The 11,203-nt window shown below is 71.5% G+C and carries 13 protein-coding genes; 10 read left to right on the top strand and 3 right to left on the bottom strand.

All coding sequences use genetic code 11. The features are described from left to right. The first annotated feature begins 649 nt into the window (after positions 1-649). Positions 650-1,777, top strand: coding sequence for an alpha/beta hydrolase (locus tag ACIA8X_RS44870; RefSeq protein ID WP_393443067.1), 1,128 nt, complete (start codon positions 650-652; stop codon positions 1,775-1,777). Positions 1,778-1,967: 190 nt separating this feature from the next. Then, the gene (locus ACIA8X_RS44865; RefSeq protein WP_399460695.1) at positions 1,968-3,371 is read left to right on the top strand and encodes a hypothetical protein; all 1,404 of its coding nucleotides are present in this window, start codon (positions 1,968-1,970) and stop codon (positions 3,369-3,371) included. A gap of 13 nt (positions 3,372-3,384) precedes the next feature. Here the strand turns inward: ACIA8X_RS44865 and ACIA8X_RS44860 are convergent, their stop codons facing one another. Beyond that, positions 3,385-3,798, bottom strand: coding sequence for a VOC family protein (locus tag ACIA8X_RS44860; protein WP_393443071.1), 414 nt, complete (start codon positions 3,796-3,798; stop codon positions 3,385-3,387). A gap of 312 nt (positions 3,799-4,110) precedes the next feature. Here ACIA8X_RS44860 and ACIA8X_RS44855 point away from each other — a divergent pair, with 312 nt between their 5' ends. The 3 genes from ACIA8X_RS44855 to ACIA8X_RS44845 all read left to right on the top strand — a co-directional run bounded on the left by ACIA8X_RS44855 (position 4,111) and on the right by ACIA8X_RS44845 (position 7,200). Beyond that, positions 4,111-5,709 (top strand): ABC-F family ATP-binding cassette domain-containing protein, encoded by a 1,599-nt coding sequence (locus tag ACIA8X_RS44855; protein WP_393443073.1) that lies wholly within the window; start codon positions 4,111-4,113, stop codon positions 5,707-5,709. A 335-nt stretch (positions 5,710-6,044) separates the two neighbouring features. Further along, entirely contained in the window at positions 6,045-6,266 is a 222-nt protein-coding gene (locus ACIA8X_RS44850) for a helix-turn-helix domain-containing protein (RefSeq protein WP_004002281.1), read from the top strand. Positions 6,267-6,396: 130 nt separating this feature from the next. Continuing rightward, positions 6,397-7,200: an enoyl-CoA hydratase/isomerase family protein gene (locus tag ACIA8X_RS44845; protein WP_393443075.1), complete on the top strand. Its 804-nt coding sequence runs from the start codon at positions 6,397-6,399 to the stop codon at positions 7,198-7,200. Positions 7,201-7,238: 38 nt separating this feature from the next. On the opposite strand, the gene ACIA8X_RS44840 is transcribed toward ACIA8X_RS44845, so the two are convergent. Beyond that, entirely contained in the window at positions 7,239-7,961 is a 723-nt protein-coding gene (locus ACIA8X_RS44840) for a nucleopolyhedrovirus P10 family protein (protein WP_399460694.1), read from the bottom strand. Positions 7,962-8,048: 87 nt separating this feature from the next. Between ACIA8X_RS44840 and ACIA8X_RS44835 the strand changes: the two genes are divergently transcribed. Genes ACIA8X_RS44835 through amaP form a run of 5 tightly spaced genes read left to right on the top strand, consistent with a single transcriptional unit; the run spans position 8,049 to position 10,412 of the window. Next, positions 8,049-8,525 (top strand): Asp23/Gls24 family envelope stress response protein, encoded by a 477-nt coding sequence (locus ACIA8X_RS44835; protein WP_393443079.1) that lies wholly within the window; start codon positions 8,049-8,051, stop codon positions 8,523-8,525. 60 nt (positions 8,526-8,585) lie between these two features. Further along, positions 8,586-8,771: a hypothetical protein gene (locus tag ACIA8X_RS44830; RefSeq protein ID WP_393443081.1), complete on the top strand. Its 186-nt coding sequence runs from the start codon at positions 8,586-8,588 to the stop codon at positions 8,769-8,771. After that, the gene (locus ACIA8X_RS44825) at positions 8,768-9,151 is read left to right on the top strand and encodes an Asp23/Gls24 family envelope stress response protein (protein WP_399460693.1); all 384 of its coding nucleotides are present in this window, start codon (positions 8,768-8,770) and stop codon (positions 9,149-9,151) included. Before ACIA8X_RS44830 ends, ACIA8X_RS44825 begins: the two co-directional genes overlap by 4 nt. After that, positions 9,148-9,828 carry a DUF6286 domain-containing protein gene (locus ACIA8X_RS44820; protein WP_399460692.1) on the top strand — a complete coding sequence of 227 codons (681 nt, stop codon included), beginning with the start codon at positions 9,148-9,150 and terminating at the stop codon, positions 9,826-9,828. The genes ACIA8X_RS44825 and ACIA8X_RS44820 overlap by 4 nt, the downstream gene beginning before the upstream one ends. Before the next feature lie 5 nt (positions 9,829-9,833). Then, the gene (gene amaP, locus ACIA8X_RS44815) at positions 9,834-10,412 is read left to right on the top strand and encodes an alkaline shock response membrane anchor protein AmaP (protein ID WP_399460691.1); all 579 of its coding nucleotides are present in this window, start codon (positions 9,834-9,836) and stop codon (positions 10,410-10,412) included. A gap of 33 nt (positions 10,413-10,445) precedes the next feature. Here the strand turns inward: amaP and ACIA8X_RS44810 are convergent, their stop codons facing one another. After that, positions 10,446-11,201 (bottom strand): SDR family oxidoreductase, encoded by a 756-nt coding sequence (locus ACIA8X_RS44810; protein WP_393443089.1) that lies wholly within the window; start codon positions 11,199-11,201, stop codon positions 10,446-10,448. Between the last annotated feature and the right edge of the window lie 2 nt (positions 11,202-11,203).

Genomic DNA, 11,203 nt, shown 5'->3' with positions numbered 1-11,203 from the left:
CCTCGGACCGGCGGCTGGACTTAGGCCAAGTGGTGCTGCGTGTTGACGCCGGCCACTGCGGGCGGACACCCCCCGACGCGTCCCCTTGCCGCCGTGGGCGGCTGCAGGCGCGTAGGGGTACGCGCCGCGCCATCGCCGGATCGCCTTGTCGCCGTACGCGACTGCCGCGTCGCGGGGGTACGCGTCATCGCCGCACGCCGGAGGTTGATCTACGGCGGCCTCTCGGCGCAGGTCCAGGCAATCTCAGCCTGTCCGGGGTTTGAGGGTGAGGTTGCGCCATCCCTAGCCTCCACCCACCCGCTGGGGGCATCGCTCGTTGAGTGACGGCGGCTTCTCGGCGTCGGGTCAGGCAATCTCAGCCTGTCCGGCGTTTGAGGACGAGGTCGCGCCATCCCTAGCCCCCACCCACCCGCTGGGGGCATCGCTCGTTGAGCGACGGCGGCTTCTCGGCGCCGGCCCAGGCATTTCAGCCCGTCCGGCGTTTGAGGACGAGGCCCCTTCAGGGCCGACAGCGGGGGTCTGGGGGCCGCAGGCCCCCAGTGGGCCCGCACCAACGCCGGGGGCGCTGGAAATGGGCGGTACGTGGTGGTCACGCCTCCACCGGAGGTCTCCGCTGGCCGGTCCCCGGGTCCGCCCGGACACTGGTGTTGTGCGCACTGTCAAAGCGACGGCCGCTGCCGTCACCGTGGCTCTGGCCGCCGGCGCCGCGAGCGTCGCGGCCGGGCGGTTCGCCAGTGGGGCCGCGCTGACGGCGCCTCCCGGGCGGCCTCTGCCGACCGAACCCCGGCTCACCGTGCACGCCACGGCCGCCGGCCAGATCGCGCTGACCCGCGACCTCGCATCGCTGCGCCCCGGCATGTACGGCTTGTCCGGCGACGGCTCACACGCGGTCGTCGGACCCGTGCTCGCCTCGGCGAACCACTCCGCCGACACCGTCGTACGCCGCCTGGAACGCGTCACCCACGGCACCTTCCAACCCGGCGACAGCGTCTGGCTCACCCCGAACGTGTACGTCGGCAACCCGAGCGCCGCCCTCGGCCTCGATCACGCCGACGTCGACATCCCCGGTGAACTCGGCGCCCTGCCCGCCTGGTTCGTCCCCGGCACGCGGGACACCTGGGTCATCGCGGTGCACGGCCTGGGCACCACCCGCGAACACGCCATGAACGTCATGCGGTTCCTCAGCGGCCGGCACTTCCCGGTCCTCGCCCTCGCCTACCGCGGCGACCTCGGCGCACCCCGTCCGCCGGACGGCCTGAACCACCTCGGCGAGACCGAGTGGCGCGACCTGGACGCGGCGATGCGGTACGCCGTGCGGTACGGCGCCGAACAGTTCGTCCTGCTCGGCTGGTCCACCGGCGCGACGATGGCGCTGCGCGCCGCCGCGCACTCGGGGCTGCGTGACCGTGTCTCCGGCCTCGTCCTGGACTCCCCGGTGCTCAGCTGGGAGACCACACTGCGCGCCCTCGCCAAGGCCCGCCACACGCCGAGCGCGCTGCTGCCGCTCGCGGTCCGCGCGGCACAGGGCCGCACAGGTCTGGACACCGGCCGCGTCACCGGCAACGGCGCCCCCGACCGCCTCACGGTGCCGACCCTCATCTTCCACGGCCCCGGCGACAGGGTGGCCCCCTGGACACTCTCCCGCCGACTGGCCGACGCCCACCCCAACCTGGTGGCCCTCCACACGGTCCAGCACGCCCCACACGCCGCCATGTGGAACGCCGACCCCGAGTTCTACGAAGAGGCCCTGCGCCGTTTCGTGACCCCGCTCATGTGACGCCGGCTGCCGGCGTGCCGGGCTTTCACACGGTCTTCCCCCGACCGGTCCCGCAGGTTCCGTTTAACCCCGTACCACTGGCCTGTTATCGGTCCCTTGCCGCCCGCGAGGCCCCGTGCGTTGGCCATCCCCGTCGCCCCTCGTGACATTCCGTTTGGGTTTTCGGACCGTCAACCGGAAGACTGCACCCGTGACGTCCCGTATCCCGCGCGACTCCAGGCTTCGACTCGTCCGCCCGCGACCCCTGGCCGCCGCCCCCCGAACCGTGAACCAGCGACGCCCACGGCGCCCCGTACCCCGCCCTCCGGAGGGCACACCGGCCCGGGCCGAGCTGGCCAGAATGGCTCGCTCCGGTCTGGCCACCGCGGCCCGCGTCGCCCACTGGGCCGACGCCGCCCTGCGCCCCGGCCGCGACGGTGCCGGCTCCGACGGCAAGGGCACCCTCTCCGACGCGACCGCCGAACGGGCCGCGAGCGACCTGGGTCTGACCGTGGCTCAGGTGCGTGCCGACTGGGACACCGCGCGGCTCGCCGGTCTCGTGGAGGTACACGGAGACAACGCCCGGCCCGGCTGGCGGCTGCGTGCCTGGGACCGGGACGACAGCGCCGTCCTGCGCGGCTGGGTCGCCCTCTTCGACGCCTGGTCGCTCGCCTATCCGGAGCCCAGCGAGCATGAGCCCGCCGCCGTCGCCGAGGTCGTCTCGGCCATGCCGCAGGTGCTCTCCTTCCTCCAACTGTCCGCCGGGCCCGTCCCCGTCGAGCAGCTGCTGGACCTGCTGGAGCAGCGCGTCACCGAACTGCGCACCGAGAGATGCGAGATCCCCTACGGGCCCCAGCCCGAGCCGGTCGCCGACCCCGCGGCCGCCGCGGACACGCCCCTCGCCCCGCTCCTCGACTGGGCCCTGCACGCCCTCGCCTCCGTCGGCGCCCTCACCTACGGCGACGGACAGGCCACCCTCACCCCGCTCGGCAGCTGGGCGGTCTGGGTCAAGCTGGAGCAGATCTGCGTCGCCGCCCAGAGCCCCGCCGGGAACATCGAGCAGGGCGCCGAGGACATGCTCCGCGGCTGCGCCCAGCTCCGCCCGAACGCGGCCCGCGACGAATACCGCGCCTGGCTCGCCGCCCGCCCCGTCGGCAGCGCCGTCACCGAACTCCTCGGCGCCGCCCGCGGCGACGACGCCCTGCTGCGCGGCCTCGCCTTCGAGGCGCTGCGCGTCGTCGGCGCCCCCGCCGAGCCCGACGTACGCGCCGTCCACGACGAGCCGACCCTGCGGCCGTACGCCCTCCTGTGGCTCGCCGAGCACGACGGGGTGGACCCCGAGGACGCCCACGAGGTGCTCACCCGGGAAGAGGCCACCTGGCTGTGGGTCGACACCGCCGCCGCCGTCGCCGACCACGGCGAGGCCCCCATGCTCGTACGGCACCTGGAGTCCGCGCTCCAGCCGACCGTCCCCGCGCTCCTCGACGAGGTGCGTGCCGTCGGTCACCCCCGCACCGTGCAGGTCCTGGTCGCACTCGCCGCCGCGCACCCCGACCCCGCCCTGGCGAAGGCCGTGCGCCGCGCCGCCTTCCAGGTGCACACCGGGGGGAGCTGAGCCGGGCCGGCGCTCAGCTCTCTATCGCGGGGGCGTAGGTGCCGAAGCTCCACACATTGCCCCCGATGTCACGGGCCATGTAGTCCCGCGAGCCGTAGTCCTGGTCCGTCGGGGGCATCAGGATCTCCGCGCCGTGCTCCACGGCTCGCCGGTGGTGTGCGTCGACGTCGTCCACGACGACGTACACGCCGGTCGGGCCCGCGTCCTTCATCAGCTTGTCGTAGGTGCTGCCGGTGCCTGTCGAGCCGAGCATCACCGCGCCGTTGCCCTGCACCAGCTCGGCGTGCGCGATCTTGCCGTCCTCGGTCTCGTACACCGCCAGCTCCGAGAACCCGAGGGCCTCTGTGAGCTGCTTGATCGCCGCCTTCGCGTCCGCGTAGTGCAGCGTCGGGTAGATGCTCGGACGCCCACCGCTCGTGCCTGCCATGCCGATCACCCCTTGATTTCGACGCGCTGCCAGTCTCGCAGCGACCACTGACAACGGCCCGTCGGCCGAGGCGGCACGTGCCGTACGTCACGGTGAGGCGTTGCTCATCGCCTGGATCACCCCGCAGCGCAGGCCGCAGGGCAGTGAGGTCGTCGAAGAAGGCGGCAGACCCCGGCCCGAACACCTGCACCCAGAAAAAGTGGTTGCACGGCCCCGTTAGACTTGGCCCATGGCCATTCTCCTCGCGCATTAGACGGCGGGAACGTCCTCAGCCGCCCATCCCGCCACCTATCCCTGCCCTGGAGTCTGTCCGTGATCTCCGCCTCCGGTATCGAGCTGCGCGCCGGTGCGCGCGTTCTCATCGAGTCCGCGACCTTCCGCGTCGCCAAGGGCGACCGCATCGGCCTCGTCGGCCGTAACGGCGCCGGCAAGACCACCCTCACCAAGTGCCTGGCCGGCGAGGGCATCCCCGCCGGCGGCAACATCACCCGCTCCGGCGAGGTCGGCTACCTCCCGCAGGACCCCCGCACCGGCGACCTCGACGTGCTCGCCCGCGACCGTGTCCTCTCCGCGCGCGGGCTCGACGTACTGATCCGCAAGATGCGCGAGAACGAACAGCGGATCGCGAACGGCCAAGGTGCCACCCGGGAGAAGGCGCTGAAGCAGTACGAGCGCCAGGAGACCGAGTTCCTCACCAAGGGCGGGTACGCCGCCGAGGCCGAGGCCGCCACCATCGCCGCCGCGCTGAACCTCCCCGACCGGGTGCTAGGGCAGCCGCTGCACACCCTCTCCGGCGGTCAGCGGCGCCGTATCGAGCTGGCCCGCATCCTGTTCTCCGACGCGGACACCCTGCTGCTCGACGAGCCGACCAACCACCTCGACGCCGACTCGATCGTCTGGCTGCGGGACTACCTGAAGAGCTACCGCGGGGGGTTCATCGTGATCTCCCACGACGCGGACCTCGTCGAGACCGTCGTCAACAAGGTGTTCTACCTGGACGCCAACCGCGCCCAGATCGACATCTACAACATGGGCTGGAAGCTCTACCAGCAGCAGCGCGAGGCCGACGAGAAGCGCCGCAAGCGCGAGCGGCAGAACGCCGAGAAGAAGGCCGCCGCGCTGCACTCGCAGGCCGACAAGATGCGTGCCAAGGCCACCAAGACCGTCGCCGCGCAGAACATGGCGAAGCGGGCCGACCGGCTGCTCGCCGGGCTTGAGGCGGTCCGCAAGAGCGACAAGGTCGCCAAGCTCCGGTTCCCCGAGCCCGCGCCGTGTGGAAAGACCCCGCTCACCGCGGAGGGCCTGTCGAAGTCGTACGGCTCGCTGGAGATCTTCACCGACGTCGACCTGGCCATCGACAAGGGTTCGAGGGTGGTCATCCTCGGGCTCAACGGCGCCGGCAAGACCACCCTGCTCCGCCTCCTGGGCGGCGTCGAGAAGCCCGACACCGGCGAGGTGATCGAGGGCCACGGCCTCAAGCTCGGGTACTACGCCCAGGAGCACGAGACCCTCGACCCCGAGCGCACGGTGCTGGAGAACATGCGCTCCGCTGCCCCAGACATGGATCTCGTCGAGGTCCGCAAGGTGCTCGGCTCGTTCCTGTTCTCCGGCGACGACGTCGACAAGCCGGCCGGTGTTCTCTCCGGTGGTGAGAAGACCCGTCTCGCGCTCGCCACCCTCGTCGTGTCGTCGGCGAACGTCCTGCTGCTCGACGAGCCCACCAACAACCTCGACCTGGCCAGCCGCGAGGAGATCCTCGGCGCGCTGCGCACCTACAAGGGCGCCGTCGTGCTCGTCACCCACGACGAGGGCGCCGTCCAGGCGCTGCAGCCGGAGCGGGTCATTCTGCTGCCGGACGGGGTCGAGGACCTGTATGGCGCCGACTACGCGGATCTCGTCGCCCTGGCTTGATCGAATGCGTGATCACCGGCGTATGGATCATTCGGCCCATCAGTGATCCATCATCTGTGTGAGATCTCCTCGTACCGAGGTGTGTACTACATCAATTTCACGGCCGAGTCCTTTATCGACAAGGGCTCGGCCGTCTCGCGTCCCTGACCTGGCACTTCGCGAAATAACTCGTTCGGCCGTACGGACGCCACTCGGCGGAATTGCGGATTCCGCTTGTGGGGATGTGCTCCTGTCGTCAAAACCATGTCTCACGGACCTTGCCGAATGGGTGGCCATGAAGGCCCGGAGGGGTGATCATGAGGAGACCAGAGCGCACTTCCCATGAGGAGGCACGGGTGGCCGAGACTCTGAAGAAGGGCAGCCGGGTAACCGGCGCCGCGCGCGACAAGCTCGCGGCAGACCTGAAGAAGAAGTACGACTCCGGTGCGAGCATTCGGGCACTGGCCGAGGAAACCGGCCGCTCGTATGGCTTCGTTCACCGGATGCTCAGCGAATCGGGCGTCACGCTTCGTGGGCGTGGCGGGGCGACGCGGGGCAAGAAGGCCGCGTCGTCCTGAGCCCGGGCGGCCCATCGGCTTCGATGGTGGCCACCCGGTCGGTCGGCTGACTGACCGGGTGGTTACTGTGCAGTCACTTAGTGGGTGCCCTCCGGCACCCCGTGATGACCGCACGCATCGGAGGCACCCCATGGCTTCGCCCGACCAGGACCTCGCTCCCCTGCTCGACAAGAACGGCGTACGGCTCACCGTCGACGGCGCGATCGCCACGGTGACCCTGACCAACCCGGCCAAGCGCAACGCGCAGAGCCCCGCCCTGTGGCGGACGCTCGGCGAGGCCGGGCGGGCTCTGCCGGGCAGCGTGCGGGTGGTCGTGCTGCGCGGTGAGGGCAAGTCCTTCTCCGCCGGGCTCGACCGGCAGATGTTCACGCCCGACGGGATCGAGGGCGAGCCCTCCTTCATCGAACTCGCGCGGAGCAGCGACGGCGAACTCGACGCTGCCATCGCCGAGTTCCAGGAGGGCTTCACCTGGTGGCGGCGCAACGACATCGTGTCGATCGCCGCCGTCCAGGGGCATGCCATCGGGGCGGGCTTCCAGCTCGCGCTCGCCTGTGACGTGCGCGTCGTCGCCGACGACGTGCAGTTCGCCATGCGTGAGACCAGCCTCGGGCTGGTGCCGGACCTCACGGGTACGCATCCGTTGGTCGGGCTGGTCGGATACGGCCGCGCGCTGGAGATCTGCGTGACGGGCCGGTTCGTGCTGGCCGAGGAGGCCGTGAGCAGTGGGCTGGCCAACCTCGCGGTGCCCGCCGAGCAGCTCGACGACGCCGTACGGGATCTGGCGGGGGCCATCGTGGCCGCACCGCGGGATGCCGTGATCGAGACCAAGGCGCTGCTTCGTGGTGCCGTGGATCGGACGTACGACGAGCAGCGCGGCGCCGAGCGGGCCGCGCAGGCACGACGGCTGCGGGACCTGGCCGGCCTCGGCGAGTGACCCGTGCGATCAGCCATGAGCTATGCGCCATGCGCTGATCAGGCGACGGCTGTGATCAGCACTGCCACCGTCGGGCGATCGGTCAGCGCCTCTCCTACCCACTCGCGGACCTCCCTGGCCACATCCACGGCCCGGCGGTCCGTGCTCACCGCGAGCTCCACGCGCACATGCCGGTGCGGCAGGGCGGCCTCGTCCTGCCGTTCCTCGATGTGCACCGCACGGCCCAACCCGCCCAGGGCGCCCGTCAGTTGAGTCACCCCCGGGACCATCAGGGCCGCGGTGGTGACGCGTTCCTCGTCGGGGCTCCCGGGCTCCGCGGCGCGCGGCGGCTCGGGCTGCCGTACGGGAGTGGGTTCGGCGTCCTCGTCGAGCAGGGCCGTCACCCGTAGGTCCACCTCGGTCACCGTCAGGCCGAGGCGGTCCTTCGCCGCTGCGGCCAGCAGACCGCGCAACCGTTCCGCCGTCGTCGGCAGCGGCTCGGTCGCCGTCGCCGCGAACTGTGCCGTCACGCGCAGGGGGCCCGGTGGCAGGGCGCTCGGCGGAGGCGGTACGGCGGCCTCGTGTGCGTCCTCCGGGTCGGTGAGCGCGATCCGGAGCGTGTCCAGTCGTACCCCGCGCATGTCCTCGGCCACGCGCCGCAGCACTGCCTCGGCCGCCCGCTCGGAGATCCACGCGCCGTCGCGCGCGGCCCCCAGGGGCAGCAGCCTGCCGAGCCCGAGCTGATGCCGGACTGCTTGCGTCCATCGGTCCGCCGTCGTCATTCCTCCAGCCTGCCGCATCCCTGGCGCGCGATCGCGTAACCGTGCTTACCGTGGTCAAGGGACGACAACCGAAAAGGACGAACGGCCATGACTGAGACGACGGAGCAGAACCGGGGGACGGAGGGCGAGACCCCCGTCACGCGGAAGACGCAGGTGACCAAGCGCGGTGGGGGAGACCCCGGCGCCCGGGGTCGGACGACCATCGCGGACGGCGTCGTGGAGAAGATCGCCGGGATGGCCGCACGCGATGTGGACGGCGTGCACGCCATGGGCAGCGGGCTGTCGCGGACCTTCGGGGCCGTGCGCGACCGGGTGCCGGGCGGGGCGAAGTCGGTGAGCCGGGGGGTGAAGGTCGAGGTCGGCGAGGTACAGGCCGCGCTCGACCTGGAGATCGTCGTCGAGTACGGCGTCTCGATCGCCGATGTGGCCCGGGACGTGCGCGAGAACGTGATCACCGCCGTCGAGCGGATGACCGGCCTCGAAGTCGTCGAGGTCAACATCGCGGTGAGTGATGTGAAGCTTCCGGAGGAAGAGGAAGAGGAACCGGAGCGCCGGATCCAGTGATGCGCCGGCGACCGGACAACACAGCGGCCGAGGAGTCGCTGAGAAGCTGAGGAGCGCATCATGAGCATGGCCGTGGTCGGCATGATCGCCGGCATGGCACTGGGCTTCGCCGGGTATTTCGGCGGATTCGGAGCCTTCTTGCTGGTGGCGGCCCTGGGCGCCGTCGGTTTCGTCGTCGGGCGGTTCCTGGAGGGCGAGTACGAGTTCGGTGACTTCTTCCGGCGCCGTGACGAACGGCGGAGGTGACGTCCGTGAGCGGCGGGGCCGCCGAGCTCCGCAGACCGCCGGCCACCGTCGCGCCCGGTGAGCGCGGGGCGACGCGGATCGCCGACCGGGTCGTCGTGAAGATCGCCTCACAGGCCGCACGCGAGGCGGTGGGGGAACTGGCCGAGGGCGCCGCACGGCCGCAGGCCAACGTCGTCGTCGCCCACGAGAGCGCCCGGGTCCGGGTCCACGTCGAACTCGACTACCCCACCGACATCGGCGCCCGGTGCGCGGCCGTGCGTCGGCATGTCGCCGAGCGGGTAGGCGCGTTGGTGGGCATGGAGGTGCCGGAGGTCGCCGTGCACGTGGAGCGGCTGCATCCGGCGCCCGTGCAGGGCACGGCACAGGGGAGGACGCGATGAGCGAGTCCCAGGGCTCCGAGGGCACCACACAACGACTGCCGGTCATGGAGAAGACGACCGGACCCGACACCCTCGACCAGTCGGCGTCGGCGGCGGACTACGAGCCCCCGCGCGCAGCCGACGGCGAGGGCGGCAAGGACGGCCGCTTCTGGTCGGCACGCCGGATCACGGCCGCGATCATGGCGCTCCTGATCTTCCTCGCCGCCGGCTTCTTCCTCTACGACATCGCCTCGGTGCGCGCCGACCGGCCCGCCATGCGCTGGCGCCGGGAACTGGCCGACCAGCTCGCGACACGTCCCCTCGACGACATCTGGGTGCTCGTCGGCGCGGGCGTCGCCGCCGTCCTCGGACTCTGGCTGCTCGTCCTGGCGACCACGCCCGGCCTGCGGGCCGTCCTGCCGATGCGGCGCACCCACCCCGACGTCCGCGCCGGACTCCACCGCGACCTCGCCGCGCTCGTCCTGCGCGACCGGGCCATGGAGGTCTCCGGCGTCCAGTCGGTACGGGTGCGGATGCGCCGGTCCCGGGCCGATGTCCGCGCCGTCTCGCACTTCCGCGAACTGGACGACGTACGAGCCGACCTGGACACCGCGCTCGCCGACGCGATCAGGGGCCTGGGGCTGTCCCGCCCGCCCTCGCTTTCGGTGCGGGTACGGCGGCTCGGACGGAAGGGGTGAGGGCCGTGCGCAGGGTGGTCAACCGGGTGCTTATCGGGATCGTCGGGCTGGTGCTGCTTGTGATCGGAGGGTCCGTACTGGCCGTGGGGTTCGGGCTGGAACCCCCGTCCTGGTGGATCCACGACGACCGGCACGACGTTCTGCTCAGCGACGCCGAGCGGACCCGCTGGCGGGACGACGGCTGGTGGTGGCCGACGGTCCTCGCCGTCCTGGCCGTGCTGGTCCTGCTCGCCCTGTGGTGGCTGACCGCGAATCTGCGCCGGCACCGCCTCACCGAGGTCCTGGTCGACACCGGCGACGGCGAGGGCGCCCTGCTGCGGGGCCGGGCCCTGGAGAGCGTGCTGGCGAGCGAGGCGGCGGGCCTGGAGGGCGTCCAGCGTGCCCATGTCCATCTGACGGGCAGGCGCAGCACTCCCGAGGCCCGCGTACGTCTCCTGCTGGAACCGCACGTGGACCCCGGGACGGCACTGAACGACCTCACCACCGAGGCCGTGGCCCATGCCCGCAATTCAGCGGGATTGGCGGAATTGCCGACGGAAGTTCGGCTGAAGGGCGTCAAACACCGTGCGGAAAGGGTCAGTTAGAAGCGCGAGGTCAGTCAGAAGCGCAAGTGTCGGCTAGAACCCGTGCCGCATGCCGCCGTCCACCGGCAGCATGATTCCCGTCAAATAGGAAGCCGCCGGCGACAGTAGAAAGGCGGCCGCGCGTCCGAACTCCTCCGGTGCCCCGTACCGCCGCAACGGAATACGTGCCTCGTGGGCGGCCCGAGTGGCCTCCGGATCCGCGGACATCCCGTCCAGTTCCCGCACCCGGTCCGTGTCGATGCGCGCCGGAAGCAACCCGACGACTCGAATACCCCGCGGCCCCAATTCGTCCGCGAGGGACTTGGCGAAACCGGCGAGCCCCGGCCGCAGTCCGTTGGAAATGGTCAGCCCCGGAATCGGTTCGTGCACCGACCCGGACAGCACGAACCCGATGACGCCTCCCGCCTCCAACTCGGCCGCCGCGGCCCGCGCCAGCCGCACGGCGCCCAAGAACACCGACTCGAACGCCGACTGCCACTGCTCGTCCGTGTTGTCGGCGGCAAAACCCGGAGCCGGCCCGCCGACGCTGATGAAAATGCCGTCGAATCCGCCGAAGGCATCCCGCGCGACAGCGATGAGCCGCCCCGCCGCCTCCGGATCGGCGTTGTCGACGGCCACCCCGACGGCGTTCGGCCCCAGCTCGGCCGCGGCTGCGGCGACCCGCTCCTCGTCCCGGCCGGTCAGGACGACCTTCGCCCCGTCGGCCACCAGTTCACGCGCGGCGGCGTTGCCCAGTCCACGGGTGGCCCCCGTGACGACGTACACCCGGTTCTTCAGTCCAAGATCCATGT

The organism is Streptomyces sp. NPDC051738 (genome assembly GCF_044453205.1).
Taxonomy (GTDB): Bacteria; Actinomycetota; Actinomycetes; order Streptomycetales; family Streptomycetaceae; genus Streptomyces.
This window is presented reverse-complemented; position numbering and strand designations above follow the sequence as displayed.

Excerpts from the sequence above, each read along its gene's own strand:
- ACIA8X_RS44810 (WP_393443089.1), bottom strand. The coding sequence starts at position 11,201 with ATGGATCTTGGACTGAAGAACCGGGTGTACGTCGTCACGGGGGCCACC.
- ACIA8X_RS44835 (WP_393443079.1), top strand. The coding sequence starts at position 8,049 with ATGACTGAGACGACGGAGCAGAACCGGGGGACGGAGGGCGAGACCCCC.
- ACIA8X_RS44860 (WP_393443071.1), bottom strand. The coding sequence starts at position 3,798 with ATGGCAGGCACGAGCGGTGGGCGTCCGAGCATCTACCCGACGCTGCAC.
- ACIA8X_RS44830 (WP_393443081.1), top strand. The coding sequence starts at position 8,586 with ATGAGCATGGCCGTGGTCGGCATGATCGCCGGCATGGCACTGGGCTTC.
- ACIA8X_RS44820 (WP_399460692.1), top strand. The coding sequence starts at position 9,148 with ATGAGCGAGTCCCAGGGCTCCGAGGGCACCACACAACGACTGCCGGTC.
- ACIA8X_RS44845 (WP_393443075.1), top strand. The coding sequence starts at position 6,397 with ATGGCTTCGCCCGACCAGGACCTCGCTCCCCTGCTCGACAAGAACGGC.
- ACIA8X_RS44840 (WP_399460694.1), bottom strand. The coding sequence starts at position 7,961 with ATGACGACGGCGGACCGATGGACGCAAGCAGTCCGGCATCAGCTCGGG.